The sequence below is a fragment of the Vreelandella glaciei genome (assembly GCF_013415125.1).
GTDB classification, from domain to species: Bacteria; Pseudomonadota; Gammaproteobacteria; order Pseudomonadales; family Halomonadaceae; genus Vreelandella; species Vreelandella glaciei.
Map to the genome: position 1 here is coordinate 96,787 of NZ_JACCDE010000016.1, position 20,945 is coordinate 117,731.

Sequence of the window (20,945 nt, forward strand, 5' to 3'; positions counted from 1 at the left end):
GTACAAAACTTAAGGCCATAGTTCGGGCATGGGGCGACCATTAACACGCCAGACGCCGCGCACTACATCAAACTGCAATTCACGGGTGCCAAGCGGCAAGCCTAACCATAGCGCGGCAACGGTGGGCGCATCATACCAGGTAAAGTCACCATCAATACGCTCCCGCCATTTCGCCTGCTCTTCCTCTTCGTCGAGATTAACCACGCTCAGCTCATCCAACGCGCGGGCGTCAAAAAACAGCGCGCCATCCGCATCGAGGCGAATCCCTAGCAGTGGGCTGTCTATCGCCACTGTGGGCACATCTAGGCGCGGCGAGTCACTGAGCATATTCCGAAAATCAGGCTCAAGACGGGCCAGCAACCCTTCAGCCATGGGCAGGCTGGCATCGCCCCAAGCGGCTTCCTGGCGTAAACGGCGAATGGCGTGGCGAACCGCATCGGCGTTGATGCGCGAAAGCTCCATCTCTATTCGCCCATTAAGCAACGGCGTGTCGGGCGCTTCTGAGGGAACCATCACCTCCCCCACTTCTAAATCGCCGTTAATGCGCAGTTCGCTTTCATCCAGCACCATATGGCTATTTAAATCGAGCGGCGCCAGTTGGATGTCATAGGAGGGATAACTAAGCGTCAGTGTCTCAATATGCAGATGATCGCGCTGGGCAAAGTGGTAAGCACCATCGGTATAGGTGTAGCGGCTTTCAAGCACCGTGGGCCCTAATGCAAGCTGGGCCAAGCCATCGGTCAGTGTTAGCTGATCCAATAACCCACGCAGGCGCCAATCACCAAAGACGCCTTCGAGGCGCAGCCGACCACCACGGACGGCTAACTCGCGACCATTTTGTTGAATGACAAAAGGCGCCAGGGCAAGGCGTAGTTCACTGTGGCCGCTAAGGGTGTGATAACGCCCCTGCCAGCGAGGCACCGAAGGGGCGGTAACCTCCCCCACTGCTTGCTGCAATACGGTATCCAGGCGAGGTAATACGGTGCCTTCTACATCCGTGCTTAAAATGCCGTGGCGGGCGCTATAGGTCAGTTCAAGCCGCCAGGGGCGACCCAATAGCGGTGAAAGTATCAGCCGCCCTTGGGAACTTAGCCAACCCTGGCGGCTCTCAGTTCTGTTGACACGCCATTCGCCCCGCGCTTCCAGATCTTCTAGCGCCTGACGCAGGCTGCGCTCAAAGAGCACGCTTGAGAGAAGTTGCGCTGCCATCCATACCACGGCGATTATCGCCAGGGTAGGGACAATCAGACGTTCCTTGCGCATGCTGCCTCCTTGGTGCCAACGCACTTAAATGGCGAAAGCTACCGACAATGCCTAGTATCTGTAATACCTAGTATCCGTACCGTTTTCCTAATGAATTTTTTAATGCAGCCAGAACCACAAGTGCATAATACTCCAGGCGTAGACCCCTGCCATCACATCATCAATCATAATACCGAAACCACCGGCTACACGGCGGTCAGCCCAACGTATTGGCCAGGGCTTAAAAACATCGAAGATACGAAAGACCACAAATCCCCATAGCGCAGCTTCCCATGAAAAGGGTACCGCGGCCATGGTGAGCCAGTAGCCAACAAATTCATCCCACACAATCCCTGAGTGGTCGTGTACGCCTAAGTCGTGTGACGTCTTATCGCATAGCCAAACGCCAACAACAAAAGCGACGAAACAAATGCTTAGGTACCAGCCTAAGGGCAAATCCGCCATCATCCAGTAGAACGGAATGGCGGCCAGCGTGCCAAAGGTGCCGGGAGCCCACGGCACCGTGCCGCTACCTAAGCCAAAGGCAAAAAAATGTGTTGGGCGACGCCAGACACTTTTCGGTGCACGATTCATGGCGTGTCCCCACTAAAATGCTGCCAACCGGCATAGCCATTGACATAACTACTCAGATCACTCTGGTCAGAAGCACTAATGCCTAGCGGCTCGCAACAGCGACCAATCACCGTTAGCGTCAAGCCTAATGACGCCAGACGCTGCTGAGCCTTGGCTATATCGTCAGCGTGTAAGGTGACGAGCAGTTCATAATCATCACCACCGGACAGCGCCGCCTTTAGTGCAGCTTCCCGACCCAGCGTGTTTTCCAGCTCTTCTGCCAGCGGTAAAGCGGCTATGTCGATGACTGCCCCGACCTGCGAAGCCGCGCGAAGATGCGCCAGGTCGGCCATTAAGCCATCAGAAATATCCATCGCCGCGGTGGCTAATCCACGCAGTGCCACGCCCGCCACCAAACGCGGTTCAGGCAGCAAATAGCGGCGCAGCAATGGGTGCGCCAAGTCACGCTCACCCTTGTGCCAGAGCGCTAGCCCACCGCCCCCGCCGCCTAATGCACCGGTAACGGCAATCAGGTCGCCAGGCTGAGCACCGCTGCGGGTCAGCGCTTCGCCCACCGGCACCTCGCCCATGACAGTCACGCCAATCGAAAGCGCGCCAGAAGTTACGTCCCCGCCCACCAGCGTGGTGGCGTGTTGCTGGCAGAGTGTATGAAAGCCACGCGCATAGTCAGCAAGCCAAAGATGCGTTGCTTCATCATCGGCAAATTGGCGCTGATCAAAGGTTAATGCCATCAGGCACCAGCGGGATTTGGCCCCCATGGCGGCCAAATCGCTAAGCGCGACCGCCAAGGCACGATGGCCCACCGCGAAGGCTGGCGCTTCGCGGGGAAAGTGAACACCCACCACCGAGGTGTCAACGCTCACGGCCAACTGTTGGCCCGCTTGCGGCATCAATAGCGTGGCGTCGTCTCCACATCCTAGTGTGACGCCATTTGACGCGGTCGACGCCTCCTGCGACGACATGAAATAGCGTCGGATCAAATCAAATTCGGCAAGCACAAAGGCCCCTTAAACGCATTGTCATGACACTCGCGTTCAGAGACGGCGAGCGCTGACCTCGGCACTACGCAGGCGAATCGCCAGCTTGTCTAGAATGCCGTTCACGTATTTATGGCCGTCGGTGGCGCCAAATGACTTAGCCAACTCAACGCCTTCGTTAATCACTACACGATAGGGTACTTCCATTCGTCGGGATAGCTCGTAAGCGCCTAAGCGAAGAATTGCCAGCTCGACGGCATCGAGATCTTCCAGGCGGCGATCCAGTAATGGAGAGATTTCACGATCCAGTTCCGCTTTAAAACGTACGGTGTTGTGCAGCAATTCGTGAAACAGCGCTTTGTCGGCGATCTCCATCACCTTGACCCAGTTTTCGTGGTCTTCCAGGTCGTCATCGGCTACCTGGCTACGAAACTCAGCTTCAATGGTAGTGATGGATTTACCCGTCATGTGCCACTGATAAAGCCCCTGCACGGTTAACTCACGCGCCGCGTGGCGGCCTTGCTGAGCGGCAGAGGGTTTACGCTCGCTCATTGGGTATCTCCTAACGGCAGCGCGCGTAGTAGTGAGACCATTTCCATGGCGGCCATGGCCGCTTCGGTGCCTTTATTACCGGCTTTGGTCCCCGCACGCTCAATCGCTTGTTCGATCGTCTCAACGGTTAACACGCCGTTAGCGACCGGGGTTTCAAACTCAAGCTGCAGGTGATTAATCGCTGTGTTGCAGCCGCCCGCCACGTATTCAAAGTGCGGCGTTCCACCGCGAATCACCGCGCCTAGCGCGATGACGGCATCAGGCTTCATCACCTTCAGCACGCGCTTAACTGCTAACGGCAGTTCCCAGGCACCCGGCACGTGAACAATATGAATATGCTCGGCATCGACGCCATGACGCGTCAAGCTGTCGACCGCCCCTTCCACCAGGCTATCCACCACGTGATGGTTAAAGCGACCGACCACGATGACATAATGCCCATCGACGTCAACAAAAGTACCTTCAACTTGAGAAAGGGAGTTCATCAATTTATTCCTGCTGCTTAGTACTGCTGGATTAGTACTGCTGGATTAGTCCTGCTGGAGTGACCCTGCTGGATCACTCCTGCTGAAAGGTTGGCTCATCCGCCGTGTCATTAGGCCCTAGACGCTCAACGACTTCGAGATCAAAGCCGGATAGCGCGGAGAACTTCCACGGTGAACTCAATAATCGCATTTTACCCACGCCTAAATAGCGCAGGATTTGCGAGCCGGTGCCGATGGTTAAATAGTTGCCAGCGCCGTCAGAATCACTGGTCCGCGGCTGGCGAACGCGATCCAAAAAGATATCCAGTTGATCTTTTAAATCCTGATGGGGGCGACCGTCATCAATTAACACAAACACCCCTGCGTTTGAACTGGCAATCTCCTCCAGCGCCCGATGGGCATCCCAGCGGCACTGGTCGCCTTTCATCAGGCCCATCACATCGCGCAGCGTATCGGTAAGATGCACGCGAACCGTGGTGGACTCCTCTGGGGTGGGCTGACCGTTCACCAGCGCCAAATGGTGAGCGCCCTGGATGCGGTCACGGAAAACGTGCAGCGTCAGTTCGCCATGCGCCGTCATCACCGTTGAGGCTTCCAGGTGATCAATGGTCTGCTCGTTGACGATGCGGTAGTGAATCAAATCCGCAATGGTACCGATTTTTATGCCGTGCTGTTGAGCAAACGCTTCCAGTTCGGGGCGACGCGCCATACTGCCGTCGTCGTTCATGACCTCGCAGATCACCCCGCTGGGGTCACACCCTGCCAGCGCCGCCAAATCACACGCTGCTTCGGTATGCCCCGCACGGCGAAGCACGCCGCCGGGCTCTGCCATCAACGGGAAAATATGCCCCGGCTGAACGATATCAGAGGGCTTGGCATGGGGCGCCACTGCCGCTTGAACCGTGCGTGCGCGATCCGCCGCTGAAATACCGGTGGTAACGCCTTCGGTCGCTTCAATCGAGAGCGTAAATTTGGTGCCAAAGCCGGAGCCATTGTCACGCACCATGAGCGGCAAATTCAGTTGCTCACAGCGGGCACGGGTCATCGGCATACAGATAAGACCACGGGCGAAACGGGCCATGAAGTTGATATGCTCGGCCTGCACTTTTTCGGCGGCCATAATGATATCACCTTCGTTTTCGCGATCCTCATCGTCCATGAGAATCACCATTTTGCCCTGGCGGATATCTTCCACCAGCTCGGCGATAGGGGCTAAGCCTCTAGAGGAGGAGTGCGCCATGGAATCTCCAAAAGTTGTCGCGTAACGTTGCCGCAAAAAAGCTGTTGCGCCAGCTTGTAACGAAAAGTCGTCACGAAATAAGGTTGTCACGTTAGCTGCGATTTCGCGCGTCAGGGTACCTTGCTATCGCCAGTTGCGCTAGTCGACTGAGGGGAAGCGATAATGCGCCAATCGCGCCCCACCGCTCGCATATCATGAATGGTTAAACGTCGCTGATCGGCCATGCGTGAGAGTCCTGGCAGCGCAAATAGCGGTCGTGCCTCGCCACCTAACAGCGTGGGGGCAACAAACAGCTGCAGCTCATCGACCAGTCCCGCATCAAGCAGAGCACCCGCCAGGGTCGCGCCGGTTTCTACCAGCAGCTCATTAACCTGTTCGCTCTCGGCTAACCAATTCAGCATCAAGGCTAAATCAATGCGGCCATCACTACCGGCAGGCAACACCTGCACTTCAGCACCCGCTTTGGTTAACCGTTCGCGCTTTTCAGCCACATGGTCTGGGGTGGTCACCACCAAGGTTCGCCCCGGTTCGCTTAAACAGGCGGCCGCCAAGGGCAAGCGCAAATGGGTATCTAACACCACCCTTAGTGGTTGGCGCTGCACCACCTCATCGGCATTGGCAAGCGACAACTGCTCGGCGCGAAGAGTAAGCCGCGAGTCGTCCATGATAATCGATTCAACGCCGCTTAATATCGCACTGGAGCGCGCCCGCAGCCGCTGCACTTGCGTTCGCGCTTCGGGACCGGTAATCCACTGAGACTCACCGGATCCCATGGCCGTACGTCCATCTAAACTCATGGCCATTTTCAGGCGTACAAAGGGGCGCTGCGTGGTCATTCGGGCAATAAAGCCAGGGTTCAATGCCCGCGCTTCACTCTCAAGCAGGCCTACTGCCACCTCAATACCGGCTTCTTCAAGCAAGCGAATACCCCGGCCACTGACCTGGGGGTTGGGGTCCTGCATCGCAATCACTACCCGAGCCACCTTGGCCTTTTGCAGAGCAACCGCACACGGGCCGGTACGCCCAGTGTGCGAGCAAGGTTCAAGAGTGACGTAAGCCGTCGCGCCCTGGGCCCGTTCACCGGCTGCGATTAAGGCATGGATTTCCGCATGCGGCTCACCGGCTCGCCGATGAAAGCCTTCCCCAACGATCTGCTCATCGCGCACGATCACACAACCGACCCGAGGATTAGGATCGGTGGTGTAAAGCCCTTTGCGCGCCAGCTTAAGCGCCTGCGCCATATAACGGTAATCGTCTTGGCTAAACAGAGCGCTCATTTTGGCGGCTCGCTAGTGTGTCTCACTGTAGAAGAGGACGCTTGATTGGGCTCTTGGGAAAGCCGATCAATCTCAGCACGAAATTCATCCAAATCCTGAAACTTGCGGTACACCGAGGCAAAGCGGATGTAAGCCACATGGTCGAGGGTTTTCAGCGCCTGCATCACCGACTCACCAATATCACGGGCGTTGATCTCACGATCGCCTCGCGCACGGAGGGTTTGACGTATGCGCTCGACGGCCGCTTCAATGGCTTCCGCGCTGACCGGGCGCTTTTCAAGCGCACGCAGCATGCCCGCCCGGAGTTTGGCTTCATGAAAGCTTTCCCGGGAACCGTCTGACTTCACCACGCGAGGCATTACGAGTTCAGCAGTTTCGTAAGTGGTAAAGCGCTCCTGACAGCTCGCACACTGGCGACGACGGCGCACTTGATCGCCATCGGCCACCAATCGCGAATCGGTCACTCGAGTATCGTTTGCACCACAAAAAGGGCAATGCATAGCGGTCAACCTGTTGTCAGCTCGTGCTGGCGTGCCGCACGAGTTAGCGTGTTATAACCTGGCAATGAATATGCTATTAATGGCGTTTAAACCGGCATCAACGTCTTAAGCTAATGGATGTTAGCGTTTAAACGCGCTATCAACCTCGCATTGTAACGATTTGGCACACATGCTGCAGCGTTTGTGGCAGATTGTTTATCAGGAGCCACCCATGTCCCCCTTTGAGCAGACCGTGCACGGCTACCTCAGCCACCTATACGGGCCGCGTGCTGGCGAAGTGCAGCGCCGCTTAAATCAACACCTTGAGCATTTTCTGTCGCTTGCCCCTTTTTCGTCCGCCCCCGGCGATGCTCCTTCCAAAAAAGCACCTTCATGGAGCGAAAAAGATCAGTGGGTAATTAGCTATGGTGACTCCATTATAGAAGAGGGTGTGCCGCCACTGGCAGTCCTTAGCGATTTTCTTCAAGCGCGGCTGGGCGAGCGTATCAGCGGCGTGCATGTGCTGCCCTTCTTCCCGTGGAGTAGCGACGACGGCTTCTCGGTGATCCACTACCGGGAAGTGAATAGTGAGCTTGGCGACTGGTCGCATATCCGCGAGCTCGCCGGTCATTACGACCTGATGGCCGATTTGGTGCTCAACCATGTTTCCAGGGAGTCGCTCTGGTTTGTGGATTACCTGAGCGGCAGCCTGCCCGGCCGCGACTACTTCATCGAAGTTGACCCTGACACCGATGTCTCTCAGGTAGTTCGCCCCCGCAGCAACCCGTTGCTGGTACCTATTTCAACCCGGCGCGGCACCCGTTATCTATGGGCAACCTTCTCCGAAGACCAGCTCGATCTAAACTTTGAACATCCCGATGTTCTGCTGGAGTTCGTCGGCATTCTGCTCTTCTACCTGGAGCAGGGCACACGGATTATCCGCTTGGATGCGGTGGCTTTCTTATGGAAGCGGTTGGGCACCTCCTGTATTCACCTGCCGGAAACCCACACCGTGGTGCGTTTGCTTCGCGCGATTGTCGACCATGTCGCCCCCGGCACTCTGCTGATTACCGAAACCAACGTGCCGCACCAAGAGAACATCAGCTATTTCGGGCTTGAACGGCTCCCCAAGGGGCCGCCCGATGAAGCGCACATGATTTATCAATTCACGCTGCCGCCGCTGCTGCTCCATACCTTAACCCGTGGCGAGGCCAGCACGCTGCAAACCTGGCTTGCCAGCCTGCCGGTTCTGCCTGACCACTGTACTTACCTGAACTTTACCGCCAGCCATGACGGTATTGGTGTGCGCCCACTGGAAGGCCTACTGCCCGATCACGAGCGCGATGCACTGCTGGAGCTGATGCACAAATTCGGCGGTTTTGTCAGCATGCGCAGCAACCCGGATGGCAGCGACACGCCCTACGAGATCAACATCACCTGGTTTGAAGCCATGCGCGGCACCCGCCGTGGCCCGGATCCATGGCAAATAGCCCGCTTCCTCTGCAGCCAAGCGATCATGCTCAGCCTGCAGGGAATACCAGCCCTCTATATTCATACGCTGACGGGCACACTCAACGATGTAGAAGGCGTTGAGCGCAGTGGTCGCCTGCGCTCGATCAACCGGCGGCGCTGGCAGCGTAGCGAGCTGGATCTGCTACTGGATAGTCCTTCCACCCCTACCCACGATGTGTTTCATGCCTTAAACCGGCTGCTGGATCAGCGTCGTCAAGAACCCTGTTTTCACCCCAGTGCTGCTCAGCGGGTGTTGGAATCGCCCCCAGAATTGCTGGCGGTGGAACGTGGCCCCCTGCATGATGGCCGTCGTCTGCTGGCACTATATAACGTCACCGACCTGCCGCTCCCCTTAGCGAATGTGGGTGAGGCGGTAACCCAATCGCTGAACCAACACGCATGGCAGGCGCTTGACCCAAGCAACCCGTGGGTGGCCGAAGGCGCCCTGCCGCCTTATGCGGTGCGCTGGCTGGTGGCCACCGGTTAGTCGCGGCGCCTCCCCCGCCAGTTGCGACATAACGCCCCAGGGGCGACTAACATAATCCTTAAATAATCCAGTGCTGCGATGATGCCAGACCAAGATCACATGAAGGATCGTTACTGGTTATGTTGCAACAAAGCATCGCCCTTGGCCCGATGGGCTTTAGTATTCACCAGCTATTGATCGGCCTGGCCTTTTTATTGGCACTGCTGGCTGGCGCGCTGTTGGGAAGGCGCCATCGGGTAGCCGTCAGCGATACGCTGTTTACCCTGCTGCTGGTTGCCCTTGTCGGCGCGCGCCTGGTTTTTGTCCTGCGTTACTGGGGCGAATACGAGGGGCTACTTTCCCGCCTGGATATTCGAGATGGCGGCTTTGATATTGTCGGTGGTCTTGTCTCGGCACTGGCGTACGCCGGCTGGACGCTGTGGCGCTCCCCTCGCCAGCGGGTGCCACTTTCCGGTGCCCTGCTGGCGGGCGGCCTTGTCTGGGGGTTGACCGCCGCTAGCGCCACCATGATAGAGCATCAATCCCGGCCGTTGCCGGAGGTGGCGCTGACTACCCGTTCAGGCGAGCCCATTGACCTTCCCCACCTGTCACGCTCGACCCAGCAACCCATGGTGGTCAATTTATGGGCCAGCTGGTGTCCGCCCTGTATCCGTGAAATGCCGGTGTTTGCGCAAGCGCAGGATAATGAACCCGGCATCACCTTTGTGTTCGTTAACCAAGGGGAGTCGCTCGGCCAGATCAACGCTTTTATGGATGAGTACGGCTTTTCTCTCGATAACGTTTGGCAAGACCCACGCAATGCCGTTGGCCAGGCTACCGGCGCCAACGCGATGCCTACCACACTTTACTATGATGCCGACGGCCAACTCGTCAGCACTCATTTTGGCGAACTTTCCAGCGCCACCCTGCAGCAAGGATTGGAGCGTTTACGCTGATTGCTGCACGAGCCGACCACCTTTTTTCGCCTGGCTAACGTCAACTCACTCAACAGGATGTTGCAATGCGCTTGAACCACTACACCACTATCAGCCGTTTTGTTCTCCTGGCAGGGCTGGGAGGAGTATCCACAGGCTACGCCGATGATCTCCCTGCCCCAGTACAGGCACTGGCCGACCAGGGCCTGGAAATTCATGGCCAGTTTGACGCCCCTGGCGGTTTGCGCGGCTATGGCGCCAGCGTTCAGGGCCAGGACATGGCCATTTACCTGACCCCAGATGGCGAGCACGCGGTGGTGGGGACACTGACGGATAGCGAGGGTAACGACCTCACTGAAGCGCAACTGGACGAGCACGTGCGTGCGCCTTTAGAAGCACAGACCTGGCAGCTTCTGAGCGAAAGTCATTGGATTCAGGATGGTGACGTGGATGCCTCCCGTGTGATTTACACCTTCACGGACGCCAACTGCCCCTATTGCCGCCAGCTTTGGCAAGACGTTCGCCCCTGGGTGGAAGCAGGTAAGGTACAGCTACGTCATATCATGGTCGGAATCTTAGCGCCCGACAGCCCTGGAAAAGCAGCCGCCCTACTCGGAGCCGGTGACCCGGCTGCGACGCTGCATGCCCATGAAAGTGGCCAGCAGGAAGTCGAAGCTAGCGCCCAACCAAGGGAAATTGAAGAACAAGTGTATACCAATAACCAGCTGTTCGAGGAGCTGGGGCTGTATGCTACCCCCACCTCGGTTTTTCAGCGGAAAACAGAGAACGGGAACGTGCGTCTTGACCGCATTCAGGGTATGCCCAGTGATGAGCGGCTGATCGACATGATGGGCAGTGAAGCGCCCTGAAGCCGCGGCGTCACTCTTCAACGTCAGCTCGCGACACCGTGGTCGCGAGCTGACGTTACATCCTGCAGTGTTGCAACCGATTACCACTTTCACTCCTCCGATAAGTTTTCAAACCTCGGCATGCCTACATTCCAGGGTTTGATATCGCCTTTCTCTCCGAAGTTGTCATGATCTCCCAGCACATGACCATCATGCTCGCGGGTTTGACCATAGAGTGAACGGCCATGGAACCGTTCCGCCGTCTCGGCGACATCCCCGGTATAGCGAGGATCCTGAGGACGCTCCTGGCTGGTTATATAATAGGCAATATCCCAGGCCTGTTGATCACTGAGCGAGCGGGGCTGGCCAAGCGGCATGTTTTGATAAATGAAGCCCGCCATGGTTTCCAGCCGCGCGATGCCTGCTCCCCAGTTATTGGAGCCGTCACCCCAGGGCGGGGGAAACACGTACTCATCATTTTCATAGTGCCCGGCACCATTTTCCTGGTGGCATATCGAGCAGTTTTCCTGGTAGGCAGTTTCCCCTCTAGCGTAGCTGGGGTCTTCGGTCGGCTCTTCTGGCGCTGGAAAGCCACGACCATAAATCGGCTTGTCGGGATACATCGGTGCGCCGGTGGCCAGCCACTGGTGATAGGCACTGAGTGCCAACATTTCATCACTACCATACTCCGGCGGCACGCCGTTCATAGAGTAGGCAAAGCAGCCGGCGATACGCTCTTCCAAGTTATTCACATGCTGGTTCTTGCCACGGAAGTCCGGCAGTGTAATGGCCGCTGTCCACACCGGGGCACTGAACGGCACCCGCCCTTCCCCCAGATGGCAACTGGAGCAGTTCATGTCATTGAAGACATTCTCACCACGCAATTGCTGCGTATTAGTGAATAGATCGTGACCGTAGCGGATGACTTTTTTCAGTTCCGGATGAATATCGGCACTTTCCAGATCTTCCATGGTGGGCGGTTCGTGCACCAGTTGGTTCAGCGCTGCATCCGCCCGCTCTTCCTGAGCAAGGACACTGGTGGCGTAAACGCTAATACCGATGCCGACTGTCAATGAACAGCCAGTAAGCGCTAAAACGAGAGGGCGTGGACAGGTTATCATTGTGTTGACTCCTGGTCGGCAGAGGCGGGTTGCTTGGCGTACCAGGCGGATACAGCCTGGATGTCGTCATCACTCATGCGCTTGGCAATGGCGCCCATCAGGTTTTGCGGATCGTTGCTGCGTGTCTCGTTTTTCCACGCCGTCAATTGGGTGTGGATGTAGCCGGCATGCTGGCCTGCAATGCCTGGGAAGGTGTCACCTACGCCCTTGCCCCCTGGCCCATGGCAACTTTGGCAGGAAACAATGTAGGCGTTCCAATCGCCACGTTCGGCGAGCTGCTGCCCGCGGGCCAGCAGCGTCTCATTGGCCTCATCACCCCCTTGCCCCTGAGTAGCGGGCAGTTGGCTGTAGTAGGCGGCCACATCGGCGATTTGCTGGTCGTTGAGCATATTGGCAAATGTTGCCATCGTCGCGTTGTCACGCCGCCCCGCCTTAAAATCATGCAACTGCTTGGCTATATAGTCGGCATCCAGGCCAGCTAAACGCGGCCAGGACTCACCATCAGGCACATTCATGCCACTGCCATCGGCCTGGTGGCAGGCGCTACAGCTGGCCGCGGCGGCTTGCCCCCGCTCCATATTCCCCTCCTGAGCCACCGCCCCTGCGGCGATCAGGGTGATACCTACACAGAGACCAACCCTGCTAACGTATGTGTTATTCATATCGGTTTCTCCCTTGCGTTATCTTTTTTAACTGTCCGCCACTGGCACCATCAGGCGAGCGGTAAACCCGCCCCCTGCCGGGCTGGCAAACGCCACTTCGCCATCGAATCGTTCAGCGATTGCCGCGACAATCGCCAGCCCCAGCCCGCTTCCCTGCTGTTTGCTGGCGCGCCAGAAGCGTTGCGTCAGTTGTTTGAGCGTCGCGTCATCGACGCCAGAGCCCTGGTCGCTGACGCTGAAGGTAAGAAAGCGCTGCCCGTGCTCCCACTGCGCCTCCAGCGTTACGGGCGTTTCCGGCGGCCCATGGTGCAGCGCGTTATCGAGCAAATTGCGTAGCGCGGTAATCGCTAGCTCACGAGGCATGGCCAGGGTGGTCTCTGGCCAGCCAACGGGCACCACAAAGCGGCCAGAGTGACTGTGGTGGCAATCCGCCAGGGCACACTCGGCCACATCGGCAACACGGCTTACCTCGCCATCATCAAACCGGGCACGCCCTTCTACCCGTGCCAGAGTCAGCAGCTGATCAAGAGTTGAACTCAGCCGCACCACGCCCTCTTCCGCCTGATTGAGCGATGCCTTCGCCGCTTCCCCTTCAACGCGGCGGGCAACTTGCAGGTGGGTCTTGATGGCCGTCAGCGGCGTGCGCAGCTCGTGCGCGGCGTCATTGGTAAAGCGCTGTTCGCGGATAATGGTTTGCTGCACCCTCGCCAACAGCGCGTTAAGCGTTGTAATGAGGGGCCGGATCTCTTTTGGCAAGCCGTAAGTAGCCACCGGGGCCAGCGCATCCGGATGGCGGTTGGCAAGCGACTCTCGCAGCCGTGTCAGCGGTGCCAGCCCACGCCAGATGCCTAGCCACAGCGCCACCATGCTGCCCACCAGCGCCACCACAAACGGCACCACCGCCACCCGAATAACACCGCTGAGCAGTATGTTCCTTTCATCCATCCGGTCGGCGGTGGTAATCACGATGCCATTGCGCTCGTAGGTGAAGACCCGCCAGGTCACATCGCCAGCCTGGCGATAAGTGTGCCCGCCCTCTCCCGGTGCCAGCACATCGTCCATATCAGCATGGGTGCGCGCCATGACCTCGCCTTGGGGGGAATGCACCTGGCAGGCCAGCCCTTCAATAGAGGGAATGGAGAGCACTGGATGCTCGGCGTTCGCCCATACATCAAGGGGAAGCTGCAAAACCAGCCCAGCCACCATCCGTGCCGACTGCGCCAGGCGTTGGTCCAGGGTTTCTACAAATTTGTCTTCCAGGTCACGCATCAGCCACGCCGCGGCGATACCCCATAGCAACGCCAGGGTGAGCCCCAGGGTGAGCAGTAAGCGCGCGCGTAAACTCATAGCTGGTCCTTATATAGCCGACCCTTATAAGGCGTGCCCGCCAAGTGCACCGCCTCAGGCTTGCCCAGCCGATAGCCAAGCCCGCGCACCGTTTCGATCACTCCGCTCCCGAGCTTGCGGCGCAGATGGTGAATATGCACATTCAGCGCATTGCTCTCGACATCATCATTCATGCCATAAAGGCTGTCTTTGAGCTGATCGGCCGACAGTACGCTACGCGGCGATTGTAGGAAGGTTTCCAGCAGCACCAGCTCACGGCGAGACAGTGAGATCAGTTGCCCTTCGACATACACTTCGCGGGCGGCGGGATCTAACGCGAGGGCTCCATGGGAAATCATGCCGCTGCTGCGCCCTGCCACACGGCGCAGCAGAGCGTGCAGGCGCGCAACTAATTCATCCAGATCGAAGGGCTTGACCAGATAGTCATCGGCACCGCCCTGCAGGCCATCCACTCGGTCTCGCACGGTATCTCTTGCGGTTAACACTAGCACCGGCACATCGACGCCCTGCTCACGCCACTCGGCCAACAGCTGCAGGCCATCGCCATCCGGCAAGCCACGGTCAAGGATGACCACATCACTAGTGACTGTTCGCATCGATTGGCGAGCGGCGTTGAGCGTGGAGACGTGGTCGACGACAAAATCGAAGGTCATTAATCCAGAGCGGATACCCGATGCCACCAGCGGGTCATCTTCAATCAGCAAGACGTGCATAACGGTTTCCTTTTTATTACCTGACAGCATGACGGCCACGCATTAACCCAGCGTTAAGAAAACAAAACGCCCTTGCAGTAAAGGCAAGGGCGTTAGCAGCAGCAGCCATATAAGTCCGACTTATATTAGCCGAGCCTTTTGGCGGCAAACCACCCCAGCACCATCGTCACCAGCATGGCCGCTAGCGGTAGTGATACACCGCCAATAGAGGCGATCGCAGGCCCAGGGCAGTAGCCGGAAAGCCCCCAGCCAATGCCAAACAGGGCTGCGCCGCCCAGCAACTTGCCATCCAGCTCCTGTTTAGTCGGTAGCTGAAAGACGCCACCCAACAGGGGTGCCGAACGCTTGAATACCAGCCGATAGCCGATAAAGGTGGTCACCACGGCCCCGCCAAGCACAAACATCAGCGTCGGGTCCCAGGCGCCCGCTACATCTAAAAACCCCAGCACTCGTGCTGGGTCGGTCATGCCGGAAATTGCCAAACCCAAACCAAACATCAGCCCCGCCGCATAACCAGCCGCTGTTTTCATCGCGTTCCTGTTCATGACACTCCTGTTCATTGCACACCGCCTAGGCCTAACAGATGGCGCGAGATATAAACGGTCACTAGCGCCGTCAGCAAAAACATACCGGTGGCTGCCATGGAGCGTGGCGCCAAGCGTGCCAGACCACATACGCCATGCCCACTGGTGCAACCGCTGCCAAGCCCTGTGCCCACACCCACCAGCAAGCCGGCCACCAACATCAATCCGACACCACCGGCTGGCGCGCCAATCACCTCACCCGGGCTTCCTGCCACGTTTCCCAAGCCGCCACCTAACGCCATAAGCAGAAGCGGGCCGCTAATCAGCCCTAATAGAAAAGCCACTCGCCAAGTGCTATCGCCCTTGGGGCGTTGGGTTATCAAGTTGCCCACGATGCCACTGATGCCCGCGATACGCCCCAGCGTTGCCATTAGCCAGGTGGCGGAAAGTCCGATCAACACACCCCCAACCAGCCCTTGTAAACCTGCTGTCCAATCCACTGGTGACTCCTTAGATCGCATTTAAACCGTTAGAAAAAATTAATCGGCACTTTGAGATAGACAGTGCCGTTCTCTTCCGCCGGAGGCAGCTCCCCTGCACGCATATTGACCTGCACCGAAGGAATGATGAGCCGTGGCATGCCTAAGGTGGCATCGCGCTCGGTGCGCATCTTCACAAACTCGTCTTCGCTGATGCCTTCATGAACATGGACATTCTCACTGCGCTGTTCCGCTACGCTGGTTTCATGCTGAAAGGTATCGCGGCCGGGGGCTTTGTAGTCGTGGCATAAGAACAGCCGCGTCTGCTCGGGAAGCGCCAGCACTTTTTGAATAGAGTGATAAAGAGTGCGCGCATCGCCGCCGGGAAAGTCACACCGCGCGGTGCCATAATCCGGCATAAACAGCGTATCGCCTACAAAAGCGGCATCGCCCACTACGTAGGTTAAACAGGCGGGCGTATGCCCTGGGGTGTGCAGCACATGGCCCTGTAATTGGCCAATGGTGAACGTATCCCCTTCTTCGAACAGCGCATCAAATTGGCTGCCATCCCGAGCAAATTCGGTACCCGCGTTGAACGCCTTGCCGAAGATCTCTTGCACCTTGACTATTTTTGCACCAATGCCGGTTTTGCCCCCTAGTTGCTCATGCAGATAGGGGGCTGCCGAGAGGTGGTCGGCATGCACATGAGTCTCCAAAATCCAGGCGACGTCAAGTTGGTGTTCGCGAACAAAGGCGATGATGTTGTCAGCTGAACGCACATCCGTTCGCCCTGCGGCATAATCAAAGTCGAGTACCGAATCTATGATCGCGCAGGCGCGGCTGTCGGGATCTTGAACGACATAGCTAAAGGTGTTCGTGGGCTCATCAAAAAAGGGTGTAACGATTGGGCGTTGCATTGCTGCCTCCCATTAGTGGTAATCGCATTCTCATGCTTTAAAGACAGCATAGTGCATTACAGGTTCTATCGTTAGACTATTTTTGAATATTACAGCAGCTACTATTCAAAAAAATAAGAGTGATACACCAAACAGCATTTATGAGACATTTCGCTCATCTCTATCCTGTTTAGGCCGATAGTAACGACATAGGGGCAGAACTCTTCAATGACAAAAAAGCCAGCTACCGGTGGGTAGCTGGCTTTTTTTCATTATGCAGTCTGTGGGGTTAAACCTTACCTTGATTATCCAGCTCGACCGCCTCGTGCATGCGGGTAAGTAAGTCAGGTGCGGCCGCCTGTACCCGGTTCCAACTGGGAATAAAGGGCCGTTCTCTGGGGTTATCCAGGAAAAGGTTGCCTGCTTCGAGCAAATTACTGGCAAATAGCTCAACCGCCTGCTCCTCACTATGGCGATCAAGGCTCAGACCATTCATCGTGGCATCGTGGTCGTAGGCCTCGATCAAATCCAATGCGAAGCGGTAGTAAGTCGCCTTGAGCGTGCGGAAATCTTCGCTGCTAAAGGTAATCCCCTGAGTGGCTAATTTTCGATACAGCGCTTTTGAGATATCCAAACTCATCCGGTTTAAGCCACCGTTGGGATCATCTTCACTAACCGGTTGATGCTTGTGGTCGTAGGCATCGGCAATATCGACTTGGCAGAGCTGGCGCAGTGAGTAGTTACGCTGCAGCTCCGATAGCACACCGATTTCCAGCCCCCAATCAGCGGGGATACGAATGCCTTCCAGCACTTCGCTACGCATCGCAAACTCACCCGAAAGTGGATAACGGAAGCTATCCAAGTAGTCAAGATAGGGCAGCGGCCCACAGACGGTTTTCAGCGCCCGCAGCAACGGCGTAACTAACAACCGAGAAACCCGGCCATTTAGCTTGCCTTCCGCAATGCGGGGATAATAGCCTTTGCAAAAACTGTAGTTGAAATTGGGGTGGGCCACCGGGTACATCAACCGTGCCAGCAGGCCACGCTCGTAGGTGAGAATATCGCAATCGTGCAGCCCGACCACCGTCGAGCGCCCAGATGACAACATATACCCTGCGCAGTACCACACATTGCGTCCTTTGCCTGGCTCCAACGCCCCTAGCCCATGCTCTCCCAGTTCCGCATCGAGCGCTTTCAGGCGCGGGCCATCGTTCCATAAAATGCGCGTATGCTGCGGCAGACGCGAGAAAAATTCGCGTGCGTATAAAAACTGTTCGCGGTCGGCTCGATCCAGGCCAATAACAATCTCGCTGAGGTAAGGGACCTTAACCAGTTCATCAACAATCGCTGAAAGCGCAGGTCCTTCCAATTCGGAAAAAAGCGACGGTAGAATCAAGCCCATCGGCCGCCGTCGGGAAAATTGGCATAGCTCCTCTTCAAGTGCCTCGACTGAACGCTTAGTCAGGTTATGGAAGTCGGTAATAATCCCATTTTGATGAAAGTCACTCATGCGCTTGCCTCCCTGGATTCATGGAACGGTTCTCAAATACCGAACTGTTCTCAAATAACAACAGCATCATCTTTCTCCGCCGTCGCTAAACGGCGGTCGTCTCGCCCCCACCAGTGGGCAACCCCCTCTGCCCAGCCGGTCGGCCCTGTTGCTTCCGTGCGATATAGCGAAGTATTACGCGGCTCTACGACTAAGTTGTGACAACCGCGGATGACGACGGCTTGATCAACCGCTTCAAGCATAGAGATATCGTTCGGTCCATCACCCAGCCCTAACGAGAGAGGCGTGCGGCCTCTTAATGCCGTAAAACGTTTCACTAACCACTCTACTGCACTGCCTTTATCCGCCGAGCGCCCCATAACATGCCAAAAACGCCCGCCTTGTGTTAGCTGTAGGCCATCCCCCTCCAGAGCAGCACGAAACGTCTCTAATGCTGAGTCACTGTCTTTCCATAACAACGGCTCACTGCCTTCCCGCTGCCGCGCATCACGGGCGCGGGGCTCGTCCAATCCAGTCAGCTCCATGACGTCCTGCACACTCAGCTCACCCATTCGGGTAAATTGAAACCCCAGGCGCTCGCGCCACACCTTTAAGCGCGCACGAATAAAGCCAACATCCACCCCTGGGTGTTTAATCACAACGCCATCGCGACCGCTACCAGGGCGGTCTAACCGCGCATGGCACCAACCTGGCGGCAGGCCAATCACCGCTCCATTCTCAGCGATAAAAGGCGTACCCGTCAGGCCCAACGCTTCGCGCAGCGGAATCAACTCCGCACGGGTTTTACTGGTGACCGGAATGACCGGCACACCCATTTGTTTTAAACGAGCAAGCCACGGCGCGGCGGGACTAAAGTCATAACTATGGTGATCCAGCAGCGAGCCATCTAAATCGGTCACTACCAGACGCGGCTGAAACGCTGGGTCTACCGGCGATGGTGACGGAGAAGGCGACGGAGAAAGCGGCGCTGAAAACTGATTGGATTCCGGCATGGCACTACCTCTATTCGGTCTTAGCACATCGTCAAGACAGTAGCCTGCGATGCCCTATGGCGATGACCAACGAGTAGTTGGCTATGAAAAGGATAGCAAGTTATAAGCCAAATCAGAGAAGTGTAGCTTTAGCAGGGGGTTACCGGGGATTTTTAGATTTTTATGGCGCACCACACTCCCAAGCACCAAAAGGAAGCAGCCTGAATGCACCAAAATAATGCATGGAACACAATAGTGCACTGTCGCACCGATACCCATTAAAAAAATGAGACAAAACTTTAAAAAACTGAGACAGCACTTGGCAACGCCTCATAAATAGCTATACTCAAATTGTAACCACTGGTGGTCTTGTATACCCCTCACCTGATGCCAGTGGGCTGCAGTGAACCAAGCCCTTTCATGCCCGCCTCCCCCGGCGGGTTTTTTTTATGCGCTGCCACAACAGAGACAAAAAACGGGTGGCCCGCATGGGTCACCCGTTTTTTGGGCTGTCCTTAGCCAGGAGAATCGCTATAGCTACTACTTATAAACAGGCAGCCGTGCGCAGACGTCAGCCACTTTATCCAGCACCTTCGCTTCAATGGCGCTGGTGTCTTCGCCTTTGGCCAGGACGTCCAGAATGTCGCAGATCCAGCCAGCCAGCTGGGTACACTCTTCTTCGCCGAAACCGCGTGTGGTGACTGCCGGCGTGCCAATACGCAGGCCGGAGGTGACGAACGGGCTTTGCGGGTCGTTAGGAACGGCGTTCTTGTTGACGGTGATGTGGGCACGGCCAAGCGCCGCATCGGCGTCTTTACCGGTTACGCCCTGCTTGATCAGCGAGAGCAGGAACAGGTGGTCTTCAGTGCCGCCGGAGACGATGTCGTAACCGCGGTCGATAAACACCTTGGCCATGGCCTTGGCGTTTTTCACCACCTGCTGCTGGTAGGTTTTGAACTCAGGCGCCATGGCTTCTTTGAAGCAAACTGCCTTGGCAGCAATCACGTGCATCAAGGGGCCGCCCTGGCCACCGGGGAATACCGCCGACTGCAGCTTCTTCTCGATATCCGCGTCGTTTTCTGCCGAGAGAATCACACCACTACGCGGGCCGCGCAACGTTTTGTGGGTGGTAGACGTGACCACGTGCGCATGGGGCAAGGGGCTGGGGTAAACACCCGCCGCAACCAGGCCTGAGACGTGCGCCATATCGACCAGTAAGTAAGCGCCCACTTCATCGGCGATTTCGCGAAACTTGGCCCAATCCACAATTTGCGAATAGGCAGAGAAACCGGCAATGATCATTTTGGGCTTGTGCTCACGAGCAAGCTGGGCCACTTGGTCGTAATCGATCAGCTCTTGGTCATTGAGGCCGTACTGAATGGCATTGTAGTGCTTGCCCGAAAAGCTCGGCTTGGCGCCGTGAGTCAGGTGACCGCCAGCATCCAGGCTCATGCCTAGAATGGTGTCGCCTGGCTTAACCAGTGCCTGAAAAACGGCGCTGTTGGCTTGCGAGCCCGAATGGGGCTGTACGTTGACATAGGTAGCGCCGAACAGCTCTTTGGCGTAATCAATCGCTAGGTTTTCAGCGATATCGACGAATTCACAACCGCCGTAGTAACGCTTGCCGGGGTAACCTTCGGCGTATTTATTGGTCAGCTGGCTGCCCTGGGCTTCGAGTACGCGGGGGCTGGCGTAGTTTTCGGAAGCGATCAGTTCGATGTGGGCTTCCTGGCGCGCCACTTCTTTCTGCATGGCATCAAACAGCACATCATCGAATCCGGCAATTGACATATCACGGCTGAACATCGGCGGGAACCTCGTAACGAGAAAGGATCATCATGGAAGAAGCGAGGCCGGTATCATAACGCAGCCTGACACTACTTTCATCGCATCCGCGTCAGGTCGTGCATGAGCGTGCTTCATGTTGTGCGAGTCAGCAAAGGTTGACCGATTGGGCAATAACGCTTTTCGGTGTCATTCCGAATAGCCTCTTCTTTGTCATTGCGTATAGGGACTCCTCCCCGGTTGCAAGCTCCGATGATGAACAACATAAGCCGATGCGTGCGTATAGTCGGTCTCTTAATGGGGACGCTATCCCCTGACCCTGATGAACGT

General features: G+C 56.8%; 21 protein-coding genes. 3 read left to right on the forward strand and 18 right to left on the reverse strand.

Features of this window, described 5'->3' with window-relative positions:
- Positions 1–9: 9 nt before the first annotated feature.
- The 8 genes from HZS80_RS12255 to nrdR form a co-directional block, all read right to left on the reverse strand.
- Positions 10–1,263, reverse strand: a complete 1,254-nt coding sequence (locus HZS80_RS12255; protein WP_035555413.1) for a DUF945 family protein — start codon at positions 1,261–1,263, stop codon at positions 10–12.
- A gap of 99 nt (positions 1,264–1,362) precedes the next feature.
- Positions 1,363–1,836 (reverse strand): phosphatidylglycerophosphatase A family protein, encoded by a 474-nt coding sequence (locus HZS80_RS12260; protein ID WP_035555410.1) that lies wholly within the window; start codon positions 1,834–1,836, stop codon positions 1,363–1,365.
- Positions 1,833–2,834, reverse strand: a complete 1,002-nt coding sequence (gene thiL / locus HZS80_RS12265; RefSeq protein WP_179916250.1) for a thiamine-phosphate kinase — start codon at positions 2,832–2,834, stop codon at positions 1,833–1,835. Before thiL ends, HZS80_RS12260 begins: the two co-directional genes overlap by 4 nt.
- A 36-nt stretch (positions 2,835–2,870) precedes the next feature.
- The gene (gene nusB / locus HZS80_RS12270) at positions 2,871–3,365 is read right to left on the reverse strand and encodes a transcription antitermination factor NusB (RefSeq protein WP_007114491.1); all 495 of its coding nucleotides are present in this window, start codon (positions 3,363–3,365) and stop codon (positions 2,871–2,873) included.
- Positions 3,362–3,850 (reverse strand): 6,7-dimethyl-8-ribityllumazine synthase, encoded by a 489-nt coding sequence (ribH, locus tag HZS80_RS12275; RefSeq protein WP_035555404.1) that lies wholly within the window; start codon positions 3,848–3,850, stop codon positions 3,362–3,364. The genes nusB and ribH overlap by 4 nt, the downstream gene beginning before the upstream one ends.
- Before the next feature lie 73 nt (positions 3,851–3,923).
- Positions 3,924–5,090, reverse strand: coding sequence for a bifunctional 3,4-dihydroxy-2-butanone-4-phosphate synthase/GTP cyclohydrolase II (gene ribBA, locus HZS80_RS12280; RefSeq protein ID WP_035555401.1), 1,167 nt, complete (start codon positions 5,088–5,090; stop codon positions 3,924–3,926).
- 110 nt (positions 5,091–5,200) lie between these two features.
- The gene (ribD, locus tag HZS80_RS12285) at positions 5,201–6,367 is read right to left on the reverse strand and encodes a bifunctional diaminohydroxyphosphoribosylaminopyrimidine deaminase/5-amino-6-(5-phosphoribosylamino)uracil reductase RibD (protein WP_179916251.1); all 1,167 of its coding nucleotides are present in this window, start codon (positions 6,365–6,367) and stop codon (positions 5,201–5,203) included.
- Positions 6,364–6,867, reverse strand: a complete 504-nt coding sequence (gene nrdR, locus HZS80_RS12290; RefSeq protein WP_035555395.1) for a transcriptional regulator NrdR — start codon at positions 6,865–6,867, stop codon at positions 6,364–6,366. The genes ribD and nrdR overlap by 4 nt, the downstream gene beginning before the upstream one ends.
- 211 nt (positions 6,868–7,078) lie before the next feature.
- Here nrdR and HZS80_RS12295 point away from each other — a divergent pair, with 211 nt between their 5' ends.
- The 3 genes from HZS80_RS12295 to dsbG all read left to right on the forward strand — a co-directional run bounded on the left by HZS80_RS12295 (position 7,079) and on the right by dsbG (position 10,628).
- The gene (locus tag HZS80_RS12295; protein WP_179916252.1) at positions 7,079–8,845 is read left to right on the forward strand and encodes a sugar phosphorylase; all 1,767 of its coding nucleotides are present in this window, start codon (positions 7,079–7,081) and stop codon (positions 8,843–8,845) included.
- A 119-nt stretch (positions 8,846–8,964) separates the two neighbouring features.
- Positions 8,965–9,780: a TlpA family protein disulfide reductase gene (locus HZS80_RS12300; protein ID WP_179916253.1), complete on the forward strand. Its 816-nt coding sequence runs from the start codon at positions 8,965–8,967 to the stop codon at positions 9,778–9,780.
- Positions 9,781–9,845: 65 nt separating this feature from the next.
- Complete coding sequence (gene dsbG / locus HZS80_RS12305) at positions 9,846–10,628, forward strand: thiol:disulfide interchange protein DsbG (protein WP_179916254.1); 783 nt, start codon at positions 9,846–9,848, stop codon at positions 10,626–10,628.
- A gap of 89 nt (positions 10,629–10,717) precedes the next feature.
- Here dsbG and HZS80_RS12310 read toward each other — a convergent pair whose 3' ends face one another.
- From HZS80_RS12310 to glyA, 10 genes are all read right to left on the reverse strand, one after another.
- Positions 10,718–11,728, reverse strand: a complete 1,011-nt coding sequence (locus tag HZS80_RS12310; RefSeq protein ID WP_179916255.1) for a c-type cytochrome — start codon at positions 11,726–11,728, stop codon at positions 10,718–10,720.
- On the reverse strand, positions 11,725–12,390 hold the full coding sequence (locus tag HZS80_RS12315; protein ID WP_179916256.1) for a c-type cytochrome: 666 nt from the start codon (positions 12,388–12,390) through the stop codon (positions 11,725–11,727). The genes HZS80_RS12310 and HZS80_RS12315 overlap by 4 nt, the downstream gene beginning before the upstream one ends.
- A gap of 27 nt (positions 12,391–12,417) precedes the next feature.
- Positions 12,418–13,737, reverse strand: coding sequence for an ATP-binding protein (locus HZS80_RS12320; RefSeq protein WP_179916257.1), 1,320 nt, complete (start codon positions 13,735–13,737; stop codon positions 12,418–12,420).
- On the reverse strand, positions 13,734–14,450 hold the full coding sequence (locus tag HZS80_RS12325; RefSeq protein WP_035555376.1) for a response regulator: 717 nt from the start codon (positions 14,448–14,450) through the stop codon (positions 13,734–13,736). Before HZS80_RS12325 ends, HZS80_RS12320 begins: the two co-directional genes overlap by 4 nt.
- A 125-nt stretch (positions 14,451–14,575) precedes the next feature.
- A complete protein-coding gene (locus tag HZS80_RS12330) occupies positions 14,576–14,995 on the reverse strand; it encodes a DUF6691 family protein (RefSeq protein ID WP_179916258.1) in 420 nt (139 codons plus the stop codon).
- Between the two features lie 11 nt (positions 14,996–15,006).
- The gene (locus HZS80_RS12335; protein WP_179916259.1) at positions 15,007–15,474 is read right to left on the reverse strand and encodes a YeeE/YedE family protein; all 468 of its coding nucleotides are present in this window, start codon (positions 15,472–15,474) and stop codon (positions 15,007–15,009) included.
- A gap of 29 nt (positions 15,475–15,503) precedes the next feature.
- Positions 15,504–16,370, reverse strand: coding sequence for an MBL fold metallo-hydrolase (locus HZS80_RS12340; RefSeq protein ID WP_035555366.1), 867 nt, complete (start codon positions 16,368–16,370; stop codon positions 15,504–15,506).
- 268 nt (positions 16,371–16,638) lie between these two features.
- Positions 16,639–17,859: a glycosyltransferase family protein gene (locus HZS80_RS12345; RefSeq protein ID WP_179916260.1), complete on the reverse strand. Its 1,221-nt coding sequence runs from the start codon at positions 17,857–17,859 to the stop codon at positions 16,639–16,641.
- Between the two features lie 50 nt (positions 17,860–17,909).
- Positions 17,910–18,851 (reverse strand): HAD-IIB family hydrolase, encoded by a 942-nt coding sequence (locus HZS80_RS12350; RefSeq protein WP_179916261.1) that lies wholly within the window; start codon positions 18,849–18,851, stop codon positions 17,910–17,912.
- A gap of 519 nt (positions 18,852–19,370) precedes the next feature.
- Complete coding sequence (gene glyA, locus HZS80_RS12355) at positions 19,371–20,636, reverse strand: serine hydroxymethyltransferase (protein ID WP_035555357.1); 1,266 nt, start codon at positions 20,634–20,636, stop codon at positions 19,371–19,373.
- Positions 20,637–20,945: the final 309 nt, after the last annotated feature.